Here is a 20,109-nt window from a genome sequence, read left to right on the forward strand (position 1 = left end):
AAATAATAGTTCTCGTGTACTAAGTACAATTATCCGTATGGCAATTTGTACATTGTACATTGTAATTTGTAGATAAATCAATGGCAAAATTTGATAAGATATCCGTATTGAACAAGATTGGTTCAACCGGTATGGTTCCTGTATTCTACCACAAAGATGCAGAAGTAGCAAAGAAAGTAGTGAAAGCTTGTTATGAGGGTGGCGTTCGTGCATTCGAGTTTACCAACCGCGGTGATTTCGCTCACGAAGTATTTGCGGAAGTAGTAAAATACGCAGCCAAAGAATGTCCCGAAATGGCAATGGGTGTAGGTTCTATCGTAGACCCTGCCACAGCTGCATTGTATCTGCAATTGGGCGCAAACTTCATTGTAGGTCCGTTGTTCAACCCCGAAATCGCAAAAATCTGCAACCGTCGTCTGGTAGCCTATACTCCGGGATGCGGAAGCGTTTCAGAAGTAGGTTTCGCACAGGAAGCAGGTTGCGATCTCTGCAAGATATTCCCCGGTGACGTGCTGGGTGCAAAGCTTGTAAAAGGCCTGTTGGCTCCGATGCCGTGGTCCAAGCTGATGGTAACCGGCGGTGTGGAACCGACACAGGAAAACCTGACCTCTTGGATAAAGGCAGGCGTATTCTGCGTAGGTATGGGTTCCAAGCTCTTCCCGGGTGACAAAGTAGCTGCCGAAGACTGGACATATGTTACGGAAAAATGCAAAGAAGCTCTGGCATACATTGCGGAAGCAAGAAAATAATCGCATTATATTTCATTTTGTTTAAAGGTGTTTAAAGGGGACAACCATCAAAGTGCTATGGCACTTTGGTGGTTTGTTTTGTTTATAAGTGTAAAATGGACGCTTAATCTCTAAAACAATGTTATAAGACATACACTTTTTCCTCCTGTTGTTTGCGAACACGGAAAAAACACTTACCTTTGCAATGCAATTGAGAAATTGCATTTAACAATAAAAAATGAGTTTTCAGTAAAGGTAATTAGTTAAGAGGTAAAAAGATTGAATTAATTCATAGTTTTGATTTTTGGATTGAAAATAGGTAATTAGAAAAAGGTAAAAGTTAAACATTAATGTTGTTAGTAGGTATTTGAAGTTTGTTTTTTTAGAGGTAAAAAGAAAGATTGATTTTCGGGTAACAATTAGATGCAAGTAAAAAAGAAAAGCCTTTAGGCTTTTCTTACACGAGGCGAGGGGTTCGAGAGAGCTTGCTCGTTTTTTTATTTTTACCTTTTTTGTGCATTTGGAACAATCTATTCCCCTTTTTTGTATCTTTGTGACGGATGTCCTGCACGCAGGCGGTCCAACAAATAAAACAACAAGGTTAAACCGTATGGATTTTGGAACACATATTATACTTCTTTGATTGGCTGCTATACATTTTATTCGCAATAAATGTGGCGTATTTGCTGGTGTACAGTCTGGCATCGTTGCGTTGTTGTAAACCTCTGGCAACTGTACCGGCCGAAACTTATAAGCGTTTTGCAATACTTATTGCAGCCTATCGTGAAGATGCGGTTATCCGGTCTACTGTGCACGCCTGTCTGGCGCAGGATTATCCGGGCGAGAAGTATGATGTTGTGGTTATTTCAGATCATATGCAACCCGAAACCAATGCGGCTTTGTCCTCACTTCCCATAAAGTTGCTTCAAGTTGATTTTGAGAAAAGCACCAACACCAAATCCCTGAAAGCCGCTCTCGAGTATTTGGATAAGGACGCCTATGATGTGGCATTGATAATAGATGCGGATAACATCATTGAGCCTTCCTACTTGTCCGAAGTGAACGATGCCTTTGGTGTAGCCGGTGTTCAAGTGGTGCAGACTCATCGTGTTGCCAAGAACTTGAATACGGACATGGCTTACCTGGATGCAATCAGTGAGGAAATCAATAATTCCATCTTCCGTCTGGGACATTCCAATCTCGGTATGTCGGCGGCTCTGATAGGTTCGGGAATGGCTTTTGAATACCCTTTGTTTTACGATGCGATGATGAGCAATACGTCGGTAGGAGGTTTCGACCGTGTGCTGGAGATGAAACTTCTTTATAAGGGGGTACACTTCCATTACCTGCCCGATACGTGTGTGAAGGACGAAAAAATACAGAAAGCGCAAAATTTCTATCAGCAACGCCGCCGCTGGCTGTCCGCCCAGTATTACAGCTTCTTTGAGTTTGCCAGTCACTTGCTGCCCGCTATTCGTAACGGGAAGTGGGACTTTTGCGATAAACTTTACCAGCAAATCTCTTTTTCCCGGGTGTTGCTGTTGGGGTTTGTGTTCATAATGGCAGTCTGCACATCTATTGCGTTTCCAATGTGGTGTCTCAAGTGGTGGGGTTTGTTTGGAATTTTACTACTTGCCTTGATAGTAGCCATTCCTCATCGTTATTGGACACGGCGTATATTTAAGGTCATTTTTTTGATTCCATGTTCATTTTTTCTTATGGCTATCAACTTATTCCGTCTTAAAGAAGCAAACAAGCGATTTGTACATACAGTACATGGAATAAAGAGAGTTAGCCTGCCATTCTATATGCTGAGTATTATTTTTTGTGTATTCTATCCATTTCTAAAAATAACGTAATTTTGGAACATATATTAACGATAATAGATTGGCTGCTATACATCCTTTTTGCTATAAATGTGGCGTATTTGCTGGTGTACAGTCTGGCATCATGTAAGAAACCATTGCCCAAGGCCGATAAGGCAACGCGTTACAAGCGTTTTGCGATATTGATTCCCGCTTATCGCGAGGACGCTGTCATACACGAGTGCGTGCACTCCTGTTTGGAGTTGGATTACCCTGCCGACTGTTTCGACACGATAGTCATTTCAGACCATATGCAGCCCGAAACCAATGCCTCATTGGCAGCTCTTCCCATTCGTCTGGTAGAGGTACATTTCGAGAAAAGCACCAAGTCCAAGGCTTTGAATGCAGCTATGGCGGCCATAGGCAATGATTATGACATTGCGTTGGTGCTCGACGCGGATAATGTTGTTCCCTACGATTATTTGAGTGACATCAACGACCTTTTCGCCAATCCCGGTGTGGAAATTGTGCAGACGCACCGCATAGCCAAGAACATGAATAATGACATGGCGTTGCTCGATGCCATTAGCGAAGAAATTAACAATACAATCTTCCGTTTAGGACACGCCAAGCTCGGTTTGTCTGCCGCCCTTATCGGTTCCGGTATGGCATTTCGCTACGACCTCTTCCGCGACACGATGCTCAATATTAAAGCTGTGGGCGGATTTGACCGTGAACTTGAATTGACCTTGCTTTATCAAGGCAAGTGTTTCCATTATCTGCCGGACACATTCGTGTTTGATGAGAAAATCCAGAACACACAAGATTTCTCCCGTCAGCGCCGCCGTTGGTTATCGGCGCAATGGCATTATTGCAGGATATTTGCCAAATATTTAGGTAAGGCGCTTGCCGCCCGCAATTGGGACTTTTGCGATAAGCTGTTCCAGCAACTTTCCATACCGCGTTTGCTTCTGTTGGGCTTTACGTTCTTTTTTGCCGTGCTTTGCACGTGCTACAACTGGATATGGGGGATGAAGTGGTGGGCGCTTTTCGCATTGCTCGTCATAGCTCTGTTGGTGGCTATACCGAAGCGCTTCTGCACCAGCCGTTTGGCGGTGGCGTTGCAGTCCCTGCCATATACATTCTTGCTGATGGCAGCCAATATCTTTAAACTTCGGGGAGCTAATAAGAGCTTCATACATACAAGGCATGGCGTCGGAAAATGATACAGCCATTTCGATATACAAACAACATACAAATGATATACGGAAAATTAAGTCTCGAAGACTGGCGTACGGCTCGTGTAGAGGGGGAGGCTCCCGAATCTTTCTTTGAAAGCTGCAACCTTCGCCTTTTCTTTTACGGCGTTCTATATAACCGGGACAGGCTTCAGTGCTCTCCCGCCGACAGCAACGCAAAGATTGCCGCCGATGCCTATCTGGCAGATCCGAACTATGGCTTTTCCCGTTTGGACGGTTCATTTACCATAGTCTATTACTCCAAGAAGGAGTGTGGCATTGTACGTGATCATCACGGCACGCACTATACCGTTTATTGCACCCCTGAGGGTAGCTTTGCGACCTCTTGGATATTTCTTGAAGAACAGTCGGGCAAACCTTTCAGCTGTGACCCTGTCTCATTGGGCATCTTTCTTCAACGCGGGCTTCTGCCGCATGGAGCCAGTTCGATGAATGGCGCCGCACTTTTGGGGGCAGGCGAGCAGTTTCATATACTTACCGAAGCGGAAGACAGCTATAACCTGAGGCGTGACCACACATTCAGGCGTAATCCTCAGATTGTGGCAGACAAGCATCCCGATGTCGAGAGTTACTCCCGGCGTTATGGCGAACTGCATCGTCAGGCCATTCGCCGGCGGATTGGTGACAGCCGCAGGGTAGGTATCCTTTTGAGTGGCGGTTACGATTCCGGAGCTAACCTTGCCGCACTCCGCAGCATTTACGAAGGTCCGGTAGATTCTTATTCCGTTGGATTCAAAGGTGATGCGTGGACTGAGTTGCCTATGGCGCGGCTGATGTCCGAGACGTTCGAGACACGCCACCATGAGTACGAGATAGACGGTACGGAGATAGCTTCCTTGCCCGATATTGTACGCTTTTTGGAAGAACCTTTCGTAGAAGGCGGGCTCATGGTGAACTATTGTGCCATGCGGATGATAGGTGGCGACAAGCCCGACGTCATCTTGGGCGGTGACGGCAGCGACCAGTATTTCGGTACATCCGGCCGTGAAGTTGCCTTGCACTATCTGGCGGCGCGTACGGGCACTCGTCCGCTGTTGCGTGGTATGCACAAGTTGCTCAACCGTAAGGTTTTCGATACAGGCGGCAAACTTTCGCGCGTCAATTTCCATTTGGACAAGATACTTCATATTCTGGAGGGCGAACGGTTCGGCTTTTCCGATTCTTCCTTGCGCGAACTTCTGTTGCATCCGGAGTGGATTAAATCTTCCGAGAAATCCCTGCCGGCAGATACCCGGAGCTTTGAGCATCTTTACACTCAGCACGCATTGGTGTCCGATTTGGAAATAGTCATCAATCGTGTCATTCTCTACAAGGCTTCACTCATGGCGCAGATGTTCGACAATAATCTCGTCTTTCCTTTCATGGACTTGGATCTCTATAATTTCTTGCAGGAGTTGCCGGTTGGTTTGAAGTGTAAGGGAGATAGCGTGCCGGATATAGCGCGCGGCCGCTGTGTGTCCAAGTATCTCCTGAGGTATCATTATAAGCCTTTGCTTCCCGAAGCCGTTACCGGCAGGAAGAAACAAGGCGGGTTTGCCCCTATGCCGCTTTTCTTCCAAGATTCCTTACGGCGTGCCCGTCTCAAAGATTTCATCCTTTCTTCCGGCATTTACGAAGATATCCTCAATCGTGAAGGCGTGGAACGGTTCTTGAATGAATACGACCTCGAAGCGTCCCGAAAAGGCGGCTGGTTCTGGTACAAGCAAAACAAGGCTTTGCAGTACTTCAATCTGTTGACACTCGTTACGTGGTGGGAGGAGTTTGTTGAGAAGAAAGAAGTGAAGTATTGGTAATCGAAGATATTTGACTGTTAATAAAAAGAATCTGCAAAATGTCAATAAAGGAGCAAGCCGCTAAAAGCGTGTTTTGGAGTGCAGTAGAGCGTTTCTCGGTGCAAGGTGTCCAGTTTCTGTTGACTCTTGTCATAGCCCGTATCTTGTCACCGGACGATTATGGACTGGTGGCGATGTTGGGCATCTTCATGGCTCTTTCTCAAGTGTTGATTGACAGCGGATTCGCCAATGCCCTTATTCAAAAGCAAGACCGTTCGGAAACGGATTACAGTACTGCGTTTTATTTCAACGCGGCAGGGTCGGTGTTGATTTATTTGTGTTTGTTTGTTTGCGCCCCTTTGATAGCCCGTTTTTTTGCCGAACCTCAGCTGACTGCCATTACCCGTGTGATAGGCTTGACGCTGATTGTAAACTCTTTGGGCATTGTGCAGCAGGCACGGTTAACGGTAGATTTGGACTTCAAGCGTCTGGCGCGGGCTTCGCTGAGGGCGGTTATTATCAGTGGAGCCGTCGGCATATGGATGGCCTATCAGGGGTTTGGTGTATGGACGCTGGTGTGGCAAAGCCTTCTGAATAGTTTCTTCCGTGTTGTTTTCTTATGGATATTTTCCCATTGGATGCCCCGCAGGCTTTTCTCATGGCAGTCGTTTCGTGTGCTTTTCTCTTTTGGCTCAAAATTGATGCTGTCCAATTTGCTGCACACTTTCTACACCAACTGTTATTCGTTGGTTATAGGAAAGTGCTTTTCTGCCTCTCAGTTAGGTTTTTTCAACCGTTCTTATACTTTGGCGCAATTTCCTTCCACAAACTTTACGAATATTGTAGTCCGTGCGGTCTATCCCATTCAGTGCCGTTATCAGGACGACATACCCCGGTTGCGCAGTATGTTTCTGAAATATATGCGTATATCGTGTTATCTCATTTTTCCTGTCATGGTGGCAGTGGCAGCATTGGCGGAACCATTGATAGAGCTTATCTTGACGGACAAATGGCTTCCGGCAGTCCCTTATTTGCAGATTCTCTGTGTGGCATTTATGTGGGATCCGGTGATGAAGATTAACCATACTATCTTGAACGTGAAAGGGCGTTCAGACTATTTCCTGTATGCCGAAATCTGGAAAAAGCTCATAGCTTTCGCCATCTTGTTTGCTACTGTTCCATTGGGGGTATTGGCTATGTGCTGGGGGCTGGCGCTGTATTCCTTTGCCGATATGGGAGTGATTATTTATTATTCCCGGAAGCTGATGAAGATAGGTTATTTGCGCCAGCTTCGTGAGTTACTTCCGGTGCTGTTGCTGAATGCCTTGATGGGTATATGCCTGTATCTGGTTACGCTATTGCCATTATCCGCTTGGGGCAAGCTTCTTTTGGGTGTGCCGTCGGGGGTAATCATTTATCTGGCAGTGTCTTGCGTGTTTCATATGTCCGAATGGCAGATGTTGCTTTCGGTACTGAAAAAGTCAAGAGGACGCTCTTCTCATCCTTCCGAGTAGTGCATCCTCTTGTCCTCTCTTTTACCACTTTTCCCGTTTCACGTCGAAGCACGGACATTGTTTGGTCCATTCCATAGGTTCCACCTCGCCATTGCGGTTCAGGTCGGGACTGAGGTCGCGGTGTCCCGTCACTTGGGCGTCGGGATAGTCCTGCAGCAGTGCCCTGACCAGTACGCGGAGCGAGTGCCTTTGCCATTCGGTGCGGGTGTCTTTGGGCAGGCCGTAGTGGTCCAGTCCGCCTTCGTAGCAGATGCCGATAGAGTGAGCGTTGTAGTTGCGGGCGTGGGCTCCGGCCCTCTCGACCGGGCGTGTTGTCAGGATGCGTCCGTCGCGGCGGATGTAGAAGTGATAGCCTGTGCTGTCAAATCCACGCCGGCGGTGGGCGGCCTCCAGGGCTTGCTCGGTAAAGGGACGGTCCTCGCACGTGGCGCTGCAATGTATCACAATCAGATTGATAGTTCGCATTTTTTTTTCTTCAGGTTGGCAGATTAAGTAGCAGCATCCGGTCTTTTACAGCGTCATCGCATTGGCTCCGAAAACGCCGAGAACGGCGGAAGCTACGGCGATAATCACTTTCAAGACGGTACCCCAAATTCCTGTACTTTTACTCATAGTTTTTTTTTGTTAAGTAAGTGTTGAAATTTAGTTTATACCATCTGTCATTCAGAGCGTAGCGAAGAATCTCTTCTCTGTGTATGCATCAAGAGAGTAGATTCTTCGCTACGCTCTGAATGACAGATGGTATAAACTGATTATGCATAATTCTGATTTTATCCCAGCGGATCTTCCTTGTCTCCTCCGTCCGGCAACTCCCCGTTTCCACCGCCGCCGTCGCCTCCGCCGGAACTGTTATCCTCGGACACCAGTTCGAAAATCATGGTATTCGGATTTCCTTTGGTGGTGGCGTTGGTGTCGTTTTCCAGACGCAGGGTGTTCGCTACTTTGAAGCGGATATTGACCTTTTCGATGTTCTTCACCGTGCAGTCTTTGGCGGCTTCGGTGGCGCGGCACTTGAAGGTGGTGTGGAAGATGCCGAACCCGTCCAGACGGACATTGTTGCCGTCCGTCAGCGTCTGGCGTATCTGGCGGACAATGGCTTTGCCCACGTGCACCACATCCTCGGCAGACATACTGCTCAGCGCTTCTATATCCTGCGCGAGGCGTTCGAGGTCGAGGGTTTTGGCGTCTTTCGACTTGCGTCTCAGCGTGTAGACCATGGGTGAGTCTTTGTCTCCCACCTTCTGGTGGCGTTGCGTGCGCACTACTAATGCTTTTGCTTTTGTCATTTCGTTGATTTATTAATTGGTTGTTTCCGAAACGACGGGGGGGAAGGGGTTCTCCGCGGCGAGCTTTCCTCCCTCGTTTCGTTGACACAAAGATACGGCAGCGCATCGGCACGAAAGGAGGTTGGCGGAGGTTGGGGGAGGATGGCGGAGAATAAATGGTTTTTCAGGCACGGATTACACGGATTTCACGGAAAAAAGAATAAAAAGGAACAAAGCAAATCCGTGAAATCCGCGTAATCCGTGCCTGAAATATCCTACGGCTCCCCGAAGACACCCACCATCATCCTCACCTGTGCGGGCGTATACCGGCGTGTGGTGGGGCTCATGCCTGTGGCATACAGGCGTTGTTCCAGTCCGGGGGCGGTACGAATCCATTCGTTGAATTGGTTCACGGCAGTCTGTTGCGCTACGTTGCGTATGTAGCACATTGCCAGCTCGCCCTTCCCGTAACTGCGAATGGGGAAGGGGGCTTCTGAAAGGAAAGAAACATCATTTTTTGTCATAGCCGATGCACGTGTTCAGGTTAGGTTATTCAGAATATTAACTACTTCAAAGGTACGCATTTTCAGTGGAACAGGCAACCTTGTTCCTCATTATTTTTCAACCAATTCGTGTTGTCGAACTGTGTGTCCAGAGGTCCCGGAGCGTCGCCGTCCGGAGTATGCACAATTCCCTCCTCGCAAGGGAAGTAGCGGCCGCTCACGAAGTTGTAGACGAACTTGGCGCACGTGCCCGCGCTGCCCAAGTGCTTGAAGCGCACTTTGTCAACATAAATGGTCACGATTTGCTTCTTGTCGTTGCGGTCTACGTCGATGCAGTAGTCCGCCATGTTGCCGAAGTCGGCGGAACCGTTGATGTCGTTCATCTCTACGCGGCGCAGTTCGCCGGTGGCCTCGTTGCGGTTCACCTTGCGCGGGTGGGCTACGAGGATGACGAGGCAGCGGTTGCGCTGGGCAAAGCGGCAGAGCTTGTTCAGGACGGAGCGGATAAAGTCGCGTTCCGTCATGCCGCTCTCCTGTTCCAGGCGGTTCATCGGGTCTATCACGACCGTGCGCACACCACGGCGGCGCACCAGCTGGCGGGCTTTGAGGAGGATGTCGTCTATGCGGTAGGCGCCGTCGCCGGGCATGATGTGCGTCACGTTGTCCGCCAGCCATTGCCGGGTTTGCCGGTAGATATCGTCCGTCATGCCGTAGCCGGGGGCAAACTCGCGCCCCAGCAGCTTGTCGGCTATCTTCTTGAGGTGATACTCCACGGGCTGGTTTTCGGGGCTGTAGTAGGCTGTCTTCCAGCCGTGGCGCAGGCGCAGGCGGAGCACGAGTTCGTCGGTGAACTCGGATTTTCCCTCGCCCGGACGACCCGTCACCACCATGAGCCGTCCCAGCTCGAAGGTGCAGTGCTTGTCCAGGTTTTCCCAACCGGTTTCGGCGCCGGCTTGCAGGCCGTTTTCGTAGAGCGCGCGCAGCTCGTCGCTGCACTCGTCGGCAGTGACCACCCCCTCTATGGGAACCTCCTCGGCTTGCTGCAGGCAGATGGCGAGGCTCTCCGCACCGTAGCGCACGAGGTGCTCGTTGCTGTCCTTGCACCCCTCGCCGTAGTGCACCACCTTGCAGCACTCCGCACCCAGACGGCGGATGAGCTCGCGGCGCAGCACCTCGCCTGCGGTGTCCTCGTCTACGGCGATGTAGATGGTGTCCTTGTCCTCGAAGTGGCTCTCCACGAAGCGGTCCATCCACGTGAGGTTGTTCTGCGCTCCGGCGGGCACGGAGATGATGTCACGCCGTCCGGTGGCGGTCATCAGGGCGCAGGCGTCAAACTCTCCTTCGGTGATGACCGCCTCGCGGGTGCCCAGTATGCCGTTGATGTTGTAGGGGATGAGTTCGGCGTCCTTCAGCATCTTGAAGTGCTTCTGCCCGCTGCGGAACTTGGTGTTGACGAGGGTGTCTCCTTCAAAGTAGTTGAAGCACAGGCAGTTCTCCTCCTTTTCGCTTTGGGGCATCCACTCGCGCTGTTCGGTGATGCGGAGCTCGTCCAGAAGTTCCTGACGGAGGCAGCGCTCTTCCGTCCAGTAGCGTTCCAGCTGTTCGCTGCGGCTCGTCTTGGAGGCGTCGAAAACGGGGCGGCGGAAGTGCGAAGGCAGTCGGGCGGATTTGCGGTATCGGTCTATTCGCTCCTGTCGCTGACGCTCTTCGGCATCGTCGGGGATGTGCAGCGTGTAGCCGCAGTGGTGGCAGTAGCACAGGCCTTTGTCCAAGTCTACGGACAGCGAACGGTCGCCTTTGTGCCCGCGCGTGTCGTTGCATTGCGGACAGGTGGTTTTTACTTTGCCGCTGCTGCGGCCACGGGTGTTGATGTTATACTTTCTAAAATCTCTCATCGGTTTGTAATTTATGATTTCTAATTGATGGTTTATGATTGATGGTTGGCGGTTTCCAACCACACACCTCGCCGGGGATGAGATGCGTGGTTTGCTCCGCCGAGGTGCGTCATTGGGGGAGCCGAGGTACGTGGTTTGCTCCGCTGAGGTGCGTCATTCGGGGGGCTGAGGTGCGTGCTCGGAGAGCCTTTCAGCGTGTCTTCTTCCCGTTTGTCCTGCCGGGCATCCACTGTTGCAGTTCTTCGTTCCAGACGGCGTTGCGGTCGGGTCTTGGCGGGGCGTTGTCGGGGATGGGGCATCCGAGGTAGGTGCGTTTGCCGTCCACGGTCTGTTCGTGTCGGTAGGGGTTGGCGGCGTTGTCGGGAAGCGCGGCTTTCTCTTGGGCTTCAATCTCCAGCAGACGTTTGTGCAGCTCCTGCGAGGTGCGTCCGCCGGCACTTACGAAGTTCACGAAATAGCTGCGTACATCGCTCTCTTTCAGCAGGTCGTAGCCTTTGCCGTACAGTTCGATGTGCTGCTTGAAGAGCTTGATGACCTGTCCCAGATGCCGCATCATCAGCGGGGCGTAGCAGCTCTTCATGCAGGCGAGCTCCATCCAGCTGCGGCTTTGGTGCATTTCGTCCACCAGTTCCTGCCAAGTGCGCATGGGGCGCAGCGGCTGTCCGTCCGGAAAGAAAGGCGGAGTGTGGGGGTGGGCGGCAGCAGCGGCGGCAGTCTCTTCTTTTTCTTCTGTTGTTGCTGCTGTTTTTATATCTTTTATATTCTCTTTGTTATTTGCAGGAGTATTGCAGGTCAACGGCTTGTTTTTTAGCGTATTGTCTTTTTTTTCGTTGTTTTTTTCCGCTTGTTTATTTGACATTTTCTGCACTTTTTTGTCATTTTTGTATTCGGAACTGCCGTTTTCCTGTACATTTTCTGCGGCTTTTTTGCTCTTTTTATGAGCGGGATTCAGCTCGGCGGGCATAAAAAATCCGTCTTCGTCCAAGGTGAAAAGCCGGTATTCGCAGATGATTTTTTTGAGATAGCTCAGCGGCACTGCCCGCCCTATGCAGAAAGGTTTCATATATTTGAGGTTCGCGCGCGATTCGGGCAGCATTGCCAGCTTCTCGATGATGAACCAGTAGGCGCCCAGCCCCCTCAGTCCTTCCTGTTCTACCAGATTGTTCATTCTTGGGTCGTTCATTGCCATCAGCGGGTGCTGCAAATAGAAGTTTCGTTTCATTAATCGGATTGTTTTTATAATGTTTACAGGCACGAAGGTAGGCATAAAAAATAGCGTATATAGCCTGATTTACTACGGTCTATATACGCTCATTCTGTTGCAGTGCAGTGTGTTACGGTTTACAAACGCTTGAAAACCGTGTATGGGTTAAAAAATGTATAAGTCGGAAAGTTTTCTACTTTTTCTCCTCCTCCTTCTTCTCCTTTTTCTCTTCCTCCTTCCCTTCCTCCTTCTCCCTTTCTTGCTTCACAGCCTCGATGCGGTGTTCAACGGGGATAAGCTCGGCGCTTATCCTGTAACTCACTTTTGTGTCTGCCTTGAATATCCGGAAGATTACCAACTTGATGATTTCGGCGATTACCAGCTCTTTCATGGTGTGCTTGGTGACGCCCTCAAATTCCCAGAACTTTTTGTTGTCCAATGTTATGGACAGGTTGAATTTTTTGCCATTTTATGTGAATTTTTAAAAATGCTTGCAAAGATAGTATCTTTTGCCAATAATGGAAGAAAGTTTCGGAATGGAAAAGCAATCTTGTTATTTTTTATTATCTTTGTAGGAAATTGGTAGTATGAACCGCATGAAGAGATAGCAAAGTGACAGCCCGGAAGAATTTATCTATTGAAACCTTGCGCGGCATCGCCATCCTGTTGGTGGTGGCGGGACACGTCATCGGTTCTGCACCCGACGGCGGAATGAAAATTGATTTTCCGCATCCGCTGCGTTATTTGTACTTGTGGATAGACTATATACAGATGCCGCTCTTTACCGCCATCGCAGGGTGGGTATACGCTTTGAAACCCGTTGCGGCAGGGGCGGGCGGCTTCGTAGCGTTTGCACGCAGAAAGGCAATGCGCTTGCTGGTTCCGATGGCCGTGGTGGGTACGCTCTATTTCGTGATACAGTATTTTGTGCCGGGAACCAATAATAAAGGAGACTTTGCCGGGATGTGGCGTATTTATGTTTTTCCGTACACCATCTATTGGTATTTGCCCTCATTGTTTCTTATTTTCATGATACAGTGGTGCATAGACAGCCGCAAGAAAATGGAAAATTCCGGACAATGGGCGGTGTGGTGTGCGGCGGCTGTATTGCTAAGTGTGGTGAACGACCGCGGAGTGATGCACGTTCTGCCCAATCTTTTTAGTTTTAAGGGAGCGTTGGGGCAGTTGCCCTATTTCTTTGCGGGGGTGGCTGCCTGTCGGTTTGCACGGCAGATTCGCGAGGCGTGCCGCCTTGCCCGTATCTCCTTGTGGGCGGTGGCGTTGTGGGGTATTGTGCTGATACAGGTGGTGTGGTTCGCTCCGGAAGGAGTGTCGGCCGTGGCACGCGAATTCTACGTGCTGACGGTACTCCCCACGCTGTTTCTGCTGCTGGAAGTAAAATGGAGCAACCGCTTCTTTGTGTGGCTGGGCGGCTATGCGTACAGCATCTACCTGTTTCATGGTTTCGGCACCTCCGGCGGGCGAATCTTACTGAAGATGGCCGGGGTGAAGGCGGTGGTTGTGGCATTTCCTGCGGTTACGGCAGTAGCCACGCTGTTGCCCGTAGCGGTGGATAGGGTGGCAGGACGATATAGGGCGGCAAGAGTATTGCTGCTGGGAAAGAGGTGAAAAATGGGATAAGGAGCTACTTCTTCTTGGCGTATATCCCTTTGTAAGTACCGTATATCGCAGCTTTGGCAAGTGCGGCTTGCCCGTGCAGCAGGTATGTGGCGGCTTTCTTGGGAGCCGCCAGTAGGCAGATATAGGTGCATGACAGGTATTTCAGGACTCCCCGCAGATTTCTTCGGGCAAACAGCATACGTGCACGAGAGAGGTAGAACTCGCGCATCGGCGTTCCTCGTCGTGCCGTCATGCTTTCTTTGTGGTAGACTACGGCAGCGGGCTCGTACCACAGGCGGTAGCCGGCTTTCTTTATTTGTACGGACCAGTCCACTTCTTCGTAGAACAGGAAGAATGCCTCGGTCATGGGACCTACTTGTTGCAGCACCTCCCGGCGTATCATCATAGCCGCGCCATGCAAGTATGCAGTTTCATTGGGAGTGGAGTATTGCCCGCGGTCAGGTTCACGCTCGCCTATCATGCGGTTTCGCAAGGTGACAGGGGTGAGGGGGGTGAAGCCGGCAAACTGTATGACGTCCTTTGCCGAATCGTATTTCAGCATGGGTGATACTCCGCCGTTCTGCGGGTCGCCAAGACGGCGGATTAAGGTTTCGAGTATCGGCTGCGTAATGTACGTGTCGTTGTTGATGAAGAACAGATAGTCCCCCGTCGCAACTTTAAGCCCTGCATTGTTGCCCCCGGCAAAGCCGTTGTTGATGTTCTGCACTACCTTTATACGGTTGTCTTCCCTTGTGTAGCGGCTTTTTATCTCTTCCGCTTGGGGCGGATTGGAACCGTTGTCTACCACGATGATTTCAAACGGAATGGTTTCGTGCGCCAGAAAGGAGCCAATCATTTCACAGGTGTCATCGAAGCCGTTGTGGTTGACGGTGATAATGGAAACCAAAGGCTTTAAACTCTTATCCATTGCTGTTTTTCTTTGTCAAAACGTTTGATAACTTTAGCGGGATTCCCCACTGCCACCGAAAAATCGGGTATGTCTTTAGTTACGACACTTCCTGCCCCGATTTGGCAACGGCATCCAATGTGTACGCCGGCCACAATCACGGAATTGGCTCCTATGTGTGTATCCTCTTCTATCACTACTTCTTTTTTGTCAAGAGGTTGTGTGGAGGAGTTTTGCGTGCCATCTTTATATCCATGGTTGAATCCTGAAATGAAAACGTGCTGCCCCAGTCCGGAGCCGGACTTAATGGTAACGGGACCTATCAAGACGGAACCGATCCCGATACGTACATGGTCGCCTAATATAACGTCTCCCGCTCCGTTGTTGACGGTTGCAAAAGTTTCGATAACAGTGCCCTTTCCTATGCAGAACCGCTTCCAAGGAAACACATCAATGCGTGAAGGATGGCGTATCACGCTGCCTTTTCCCCTATGATGGACAAAAGGATTTAGGAAAAGCCTTACCCACAGACGAGGTTTGGGATTGCGATGGGGAGTGATGAGCCAAATGACGAAATCGTTAATCTTTCTATTTTGTTTGATGCGCTCTTTCAATTTTATGAGTGACATATTTTAATCCTATTTTATTTGTCATATAATGTTGCTTTCTTCGATAACATCATAAAGCTTATTAACTGTATTTGTCCAAGTATGTGTATGGGCAAATTCTATGCGGCTTTTGATAATATTAGCATCGTTGGCATTCAATGCTTGGCGTATTGCTTGCTTATATTCTTCGGTTCCGATACAGTTCCAAACATAATCTTTAAAAAGTTCCATGGCTTTTGTGCTTGTTGCCACAGCGGGCTTTCCCAGTGCTAAGTATTCATCTATCTTACGCGGATAATTGCCGATGGTTATATCATTGATGAGTTGAGGATTGATGCATACATCGAAATGAGCCATATAATTTACCGTTTCTGTCTGGTGCTTTTCTCCTAAAAAATATACATTATGTAAACTGTGGGCTTTGTGATTCTTGAAGAATGTATCTTCTCCTCCTACTAATACGAACGAATATTCAGGCAAGCCCCTGGCTACATTATATATCAAATCGGCATCTAACCTTAAGGACGTTATCCATCCCATATAACCGATGATGGGACGTTTTATGTCTTTCATATCGTTGGGTAACGGATAGGAGTTCTTGATATCGTAATCCTTTAAATCCACTCCTTGTCCAATGTCATAGCAATGAGGATTGTAGGTTCTGACTGCATCTGCCAATTGTATGGAGTTTGTCATGACCAAATCACTTTTAGCACATATCAGAGGTTCTAAGCGGGGGGCGTGCCTACTCCAAAAATGACTGACCATATTGTCTCTTCTATAATAGATGGAGAGGATAGGGCATAGGAATTCCTTGGCATAAAAACTACGATAGATGTCGTTGTCTATGAATAGTATGTAATTGTTGAATTTTAATTGTTTGATTGTTTTCAAGAGATAGCTATACATTTTCTTGTTGTTCATTTTGTTGACAGCATCGAAAATCTTTCCGTCAGGTAGGAAATTACAAGGAAGTATGCTGAATGGATAATCCAAAACCCACAGATTGGCCTCTATCTGACGTATAGCCCCATTTCTTTTTCGAATAACATCTTTACGGTGTAGTATATCCGGCGCAGGACTGTTTTTCCATAATGTCAGTGCATCAATAGGTGTGTTTACGTAGAGCACACGGTTGTGCTTTGCTATCTCTTTGGCAATATCTTTGGCGTTGGAGCCGATAGCAATGTCCCATGGTTGTAAACCTGTGATAACGAAGTCTCTGCCTGTAATCATAATCCCTTTAGATTTTTATGGATTGATACACTTTCAATAATTCTTTCGCTGTTTCTGCCCATGAAAAGCACAGCGCTCTTTGCAGTCCGTATTCCTTTTGGCGTTGGTATAAATCAGGGCTTTGCTCCAGTTCCAGCAGTTTGTCCGCTATTTCTTCGGGTTTGAAGGGGTCTACGGTCAGTGCGCCGCTTCCTGCCACTTCGGGCATGGCGGAGATGTTTCCCGTGATGACGGGTGTACCGCACGCCATGGCTTCCAGCAAGGGGATGCCGAAACTCTCGCGGAGCGAGGGATAAAGGAAAACAAAGGCGGCATTATAGAGCGTGGCGAGGTCGCTGTTGGGGATATATCCCGGAAAACACAGGTGAGGTTTTATGTGGGCGATGTTTTCTTGTTGCAGTAGCTGGTCTATGTATTCTTCTTTCAGGTCTGCGATGAGCAGGGGACGCTTTGCGGCAGAACGTTGCAGGTATAGGCTGTATGCCTTTAATACACGTGCCGCATTTTTTTTAGGGTCTGTATTGCCTAAGAAGAAAAGGAAGTCTTTATCAGGAATGTATCGCCGGACAATGTCCATATCCACTTCCGGCAACGGATGGAAATGTGTGTTGTAACCATTGTAAATAGCGGTGATGCGGTCGGTGGGAATGTGCAACGCCTTGCGGATGCGCTCACACTCAAAGTGCGAGACGGTGATTATCTTCCGGCATTTCTTCAGTATGCGCGGTACTATCAAACGGCGGTAGTGCCATCCCATTTCTTGGTAGAGCGAGGGACTGCGATGTTGGCGCGGCTCCAGATAGATAATGTCATGGAGTGTCAGTACCAGCGGAACGGGACACCATAAGGGGGCGGTATTCGAAGTGCAATGCAACAGGTCGACTCCCAAACGTTTCACCGCAAGCGGTAAGGCTATCTGCTCCCACAACGGATAGCTGGGGCATTTCACTTCCACAATAGAGAGGTTGGAAGACTCTTGCAGGCAGCGGTCCTCGCCCGGAGCAACGAGTATGTAATATTCGTTGCCATCGTCACGCTTCTGTAATTCCCGGATGGACTCCAGTGCAACGAAGTCCATGCCATGCTTGTTGGGACGGAATATACGTTGAGCTTCAATGGCTATTTTCATACGCTTCTTCTATTATTTTTTTCCTTTTTTCTTGAATCGCAGGATATGGCTGAAAATGGATTCGAACATCAGGATGGGCAATGCCCATATCGCTTTCCTGAAGCGCCGGGCTATTTCTCCTTCGGGCAATGCCATGATGAAGGTGAGAATGATGGCGGCAAGCAGCAGGTACCATTTGGGACTAAGCGCCCAGTCTATAATCGTAATGACAGCCGTGAAGAAAATGATGAGGGCTATCAATAGGAAGCGGGAAGGCAGCAGCCATTGGAACAGCTTGTTGCAATAGTCCCATTCTCCTCGCAGCATGGCGAAGGGGAGCTTCTTGATAGCGAACAGGGCGCTGCTGTATTGTGAGCGCAGCCATCCCACACGTTGGGCTTCGTAGCCGTTGGCGCTTTCCTCTTTGCGGCTGTAACAAACCACCTCTTCCAGATATTCCGTATATATGTTTTGTCTCAGTAGCGCCGTCTCCATGATTTTGCTTATGTCCGAACCTTTCAGGGTGGGGGCTATCTCGTGGAACATTCGGAAGTCGAATGCCATGGCGGAGCCTATCAGGGCGGATGAAAAGCCCATACGTGTGTGCCCCTTGCGGAAGATGTTGTTGTTGATTTCTTCGCTGGTGGCATTAAGTACGGCAATGCTGGTGGTCAGGTTCTCGGTCATACGGTGTGCCTGTATGGCGTCGCAACCGGAATAATAAGCGTTATTGAAAAGGTGCAGCGCTTCCGATACGACTCTATTGTCGGAGTTGAAGAGGACTATCATGTCGTACTCGTCGGGCGAATATCGCTCCATGACTTGCTGGATGGCATAGACTTTGGTACAGTGGTCCTTGTCGGGCACAACAATGTTGACAGGCATCTGTAACAGGGTCATCAGGTCTTCTTCGGACAGTTGGGTGGCGGCAACGGCTATGTCGTATTTCTCGCGTGGATAATGTTGCGTATCCAAAAAATGGTTGATGGACTCGATAACTTCTTTGCCGTTTTTCAATACTGTGAACAATACTAAAAAGCGGTGTTCTATTTTGGCGACGGGGTAAGGATTCTTGTACTTGCCCAGTGAGAAAAGCGCACAGACAAACAAGTATAGCACCGGCACTGCCATAAACAAAAACAGAATGGAGTCTGTAATCAGCAGTGCATTGTTGTTTTCGTCCATCCACCAGTCGGGATTGAATATGGAAAAAATATCAAAATTCATGTTCCTTTTATTTATTTTGTTTTATCTCGTTGTTAATATAGCTATCTATACGCTGCCCGTTCAGTGCGGTAGCCAAGAAGGTGAATACAATGATTTGGGTGGGGAACTGATTGAAAAAGGCGTTGCCGTAAGCGCTAATCATCAGTCCGAACACACCGCACAACATGGCGGTGAGTAGCCCGCGCAATTCGTTGTTTTTGACGCGGAACATCACTATGTGGCAAGCCCGCAAAAGACTTGCGATGAGTATTCCTAAATACAAGCACAAGCCTACTATCCCGGTTTCCATCCATAGCTTTACGTAAGTGGAGTCGTGAGGTATCGTAGTTGTCACACGGTTGGCAAAGCGTTGCGCTTCTACGCCGCCCAATCCCAATCCTTCTCCAAAAGGACGTTTCCTGAGGTATACCGCCAGTTTCTTTTTATTCTCTGCCCGCACATTGAACGAAGCGTCTTCCGTAGGAGTGAAGGCCGTGCGCATTCGGCGTATCATCGGGTTGCCTTGACCGATGTAGGTATGGGCGAAGAATACATAAATGATAATGCCAAGTATTCCGGTGGCTATTACGAGATTGGCTTTCTTGCTTATCAAACCAAAAAGGACTAGTCCTCCCAATGGAACCGCCATGGCTCCGCGTGTGCCGGAGAGGAACATGGCGTATATTCCCAACAGGGCGACGATACTATAGTAAATTTTTGTCTGCCTGTTGGAACTGTAAATAGCAACAATGCCGTAAAAGATGCCTGCCATACCCATATTGGAACCCAAGTTTCCGGCATCTGTGAAGAAAGAGAAATAACGGGTTCCCGTAGCGATGATATGTGTTTTGGCACCACCCTGAGCGAGCCATGCCTTCTCTAACGGGTCGAATCCTATGTATTTCTGGATGAAGGCTTTTAATGCGGCTAACAATACCAAAACGGATAAAATGAAGACAATGTGCTTCACATACTTTAATCGGTCGATGAGTACACTTCCTAAAAATGCCACTAAAAGCCCATTGTATATAAGGCCTCGTGAAGTACTCCATGCCTCAAACACCGCAGTGGGATTGACAACTTCAAGAAAACAGTAAACAGCCCATAGGGTACAGCCTATCGTAAGCATATTTATCCCGTTGCTCCATGGCAGCTTTTTCGTTAGTATGGAATGAACCAAAGCGGTAAACAAGGTACTGAACAGCCCGATATCCATGATGACACTGAACCCGGAAAGCTGCCCGTAGCGTATTATGCTGGCTATAAAATAGTTGAGGATAAATAATCCATAGAATGCGATAATCGGGAAACGTATTGTTTGTATCAGATAATACATGGCTGCCGGAAAGAACATGACTGCAATTACTCCTGCCAACATACCGCTACTGGAGCAGGCGACGATAGCTGCCAGTCCTGCAACAAGTCCGGCATAGAGCAATACTTTGGGTGATATGTATCCTCGTTCTATCATCTTTGGAT

General features: G+C 48.8%; 20 protein-coding genes. 6 read left to right on the top strand and 14 right to left on the bottom strand.

Going from position 1 to position 20,109, the window contains the following annotated elements; translation table 11 throughout:
- Positions 1-80: 80 nt before the first annotated feature.
- The 5 genes from DW121_RS12460 (at position 81) to DW121_RS12480 (ending at position 7,078) form a co-directional block, all read left to right on the top strand.
- Complete coding sequence (locus DW121_RS12460) at positions 81-749, top strand: bifunctional 4-hydroxy-2-oxoglutarate aldolase/2-dehydro-3-deoxy-phosphogluconate aldolase (protein ID WP_117712458.1); 669 nt, start codon at positions 81-83, stop codon at positions 747-749.
- 596 nt (positions 750-1,345) lie between these two features.
- Positions 1,346-2,587 (top strand): glycosyltransferase, encoded by a 1,242-nt coding sequence (locus DW121_RS12465; RefSeq protein ID WP_118323939.1) that lies wholly within the window; start codon positions 1,346-1,348, stop codon positions 2,585-2,587.
- Positions 2,588-2,589: 2 nt separating this feature from the next.
- Positions 2,590-3,759, top strand: coding sequence for a glycosyltransferase (locus tag DW121_RS12470; protein WP_118323940.1), 1,170 nt, complete (start codon positions 2,590-2,592; stop codon positions 3,757-3,759).
- Positions 3,760-3,791: 32 nt separating this feature from the next.
- Positions 3,792-5,585: an asparagine synthase C-terminal domain-containing protein gene (locus DW121_RS12475; protein ID WP_118323941.1), complete on the top strand. Its 1,794-nt coding sequence runs from the start codon at positions 3,792-3,794 to the stop codon at positions 5,583-5,585.
- 38 nt (positions 5,586-5,623) lie between these two features.
- Positions 5,624-7,078 carry a lipopolysaccharide biosynthesis protein gene (locus tag DW121_RS12480; protein ID WP_118323942.1) on the top strand — a complete coding sequence of 485 codons (1,455 nt, stop codon included), beginning with the start codon at positions 5,624-5,626 and terminating at the stop codon, positions 7,076-7,078.
- A gap of 21 nt (positions 7,079-7,099) precedes the next feature.
- Here DW121_RS12480 and DW121_RS12485 read toward each other — a convergent pair whose 3' ends face one another.
- The 8 genes from DW121_RS12485 to DW121_RS12510 form a co-directional block, all read right to left on the bottom strand.
- The gene (locus DW121_RS12485; protein ID WP_118323943.1) at positions 7,100-7,543 is read right to left on the bottom strand and encodes an N-acetylmuramoyl-L-alanine amidase; all 444 of its coding nucleotides are present in this window, start codon (positions 7,541-7,543) and stop codon (positions 7,100-7,102) included.
- Between the two features lie 45 nt (positions 7,544-7,588).
- The gene (locus DW121_RS15620; protein ID WP_158561003.1) at positions 7,589-7,690 is read right to left on the bottom strand and encodes a smalltalk protein; all 102 of its coding nucleotides are present in this window, start codon (positions 7,688-7,690) and stop codon (positions 7,589-7,591) included.
- Positions 7,691-7,848: 158 nt separating this feature from the next.
- The gene (locus DW121_RS12490) at positions 7,849-8,364 is read right to left on the bottom strand and encodes an HU family DNA-binding protein (protein WP_117712468.1); all 516 of its coding nucleotides are present in this window, start codon (positions 8,362-8,364) and stop codon (positions 7,849-7,851) included.
- 254 nt (positions 8,365-8,618) lie between these two features.
- Complete coding sequence (locus DW121_RS12495) at positions 8,619-8,867, bottom strand: DUF4248 domain-containing protein (protein ID WP_117712470.1); 249 nt, start codon at positions 8,865-8,867, stop codon at positions 8,619-8,621.
- A 62-nt stretch (positions 8,868-8,929) separates the two neighbouring features.
- Positions 8,930-10,741 (bottom strand): DnaB-like helicase C-terminal domain-containing protein, encoded by a 1,812-nt coding sequence (locus DW121_RS12500; protein WP_118323944.1) that lies wholly within the window; start codon positions 10,739-10,741, stop codon positions 8,930-8,932.
- A gap of 32 nt (positions 10,742-10,773) precedes the next feature.
- Positions 10,774-11,040, bottom strand: a complete 267-nt coding sequence (locus tag DW121_RS15735; protein WP_147399676.1) for a hypothetical protein — start codon at positions 11,038-11,040, stop codon at positions 10,774-10,776.
- Positions 10,932-11,963 (bottom strand): DUF4373 domain-containing protein, encoded by a 1,032-nt coding sequence (locus tag DW121_RS12505; RefSeq protein ID WP_117712474.1) that lies wholly within the window; start codon positions 11,961-11,963, stop codon positions 10,932-10,934. Before DW121_RS12505 ends, DW121_RS15735 begins: the two co-directional genes overlap by 109 nt.
- A gap of 175 nt (positions 11,964-12,138) precedes the next feature.
- On the bottom strand, positions 12,139-12,384 hold the full coding sequence (locus tag DW121_RS12510) for a hypothetical protein (RefSeq protein ID WP_118323945.1): 246 nt from the start codon (positions 12,382-12,384) through the stop codon (positions 12,139-12,141).
- 173 nt (positions 12,385-12,557) lie between these two features.
- Between DW121_RS12510 and DW121_RS12515 the strand changes: the two genes are divergently transcribed.
- Positions 12,558-13,574: an acyltransferase family protein gene (locus DW121_RS12515; protein WP_118323946.1), complete on the top strand. Its 1,017-nt coding sequence runs from the start codon at positions 12,558-12,560 to the stop codon at positions 13,572-13,574.
- A gap of 16 nt (positions 13,575-13,590) precedes the next feature.
- On the opposite strand, the gene DW121_RS12520 is transcribed toward DW121_RS12515, so the two are convergent.
- Genes DW121_RS12520 through DW121_RS12545 form a run of 6 tightly spaced genes read right to left on the bottom strand, consistent with a single transcriptional unit; the run spans position 13,591 to position 20,101 of the window.
- On the bottom strand, positions 13,591-14,493 hold the full coding sequence (locus DW121_RS12520; RefSeq protein WP_187120034.1) for a glycosyltransferase family 2 protein: 903 nt from the start codon (positions 14,491-14,493) through the stop codon (positions 13,591-13,593).
- Positions 14,478-15,101, bottom strand: coding sequence for an acyltransferase (locus tag DW121_RS12525; protein ID WP_118323947.1), 624 nt, complete (start codon positions 15,099-15,101; stop codon positions 14,478-14,480). Before DW121_RS12525 ends, DW121_RS12520 begins: the two co-directional genes overlap by 16 nt.
- Before the next feature lie 21 nt (positions 15,102-15,122).
- Complete coding sequence (locus DW121_RS12530; RefSeq protein ID WP_118323948.1) at positions 15,123-16,316, bottom strand: glycosyltransferase; 1,194 nt, start codon at positions 16,314-16,316, stop codon at positions 15,123-15,125.
- 7 nt (positions 16,317-16,323) lie between these two features.
- The gene (locus DW121_RS12535) at positions 16,324-17,445 is read right to left on the bottom strand and encodes a glycosyltransferase family 4 protein (protein ID WP_118323949.1); all 1,122 of its coding nucleotides are present in this window, start codon (positions 17,443-17,445) and stop codon (positions 16,324-16,326) included.
- Between the two features lie 12 nt (positions 17,446-17,457).
- Positions 17,458-18,651 (bottom strand): glycosyltransferase family 2 protein, encoded by a 1,194-nt coding sequence (locus tag DW121_RS12540; protein ID WP_118323950.1) that lies wholly within the window; start codon positions 18,649-18,651, stop codon positions 17,458-17,460.
- A 7-nt stretch (positions 18,652-18,658) separates the two neighbouring features.
- A complete protein-coding gene (locus DW121_RS12545; protein ID WP_118323951.1) occupies positions 18,659-20,101 on the bottom strand; it encodes an O-antigen ligase family protein in 1,443 nt (480 codons plus the stop codon).
- Between the last annotated feature and the right edge of the window lie 8 nt (positions 20,102-20,109).

The sequence above is a fragment of the Bacteroides sp. AM10-21B genome (assembly GCF_003472565.1).
Classification (GTDB): Bacteria; Bacteroidota; Bacteroidia; order Bacteroidales; family Bacteroidaceae; genus Bacteroides; species Bacteroides propionicigenes.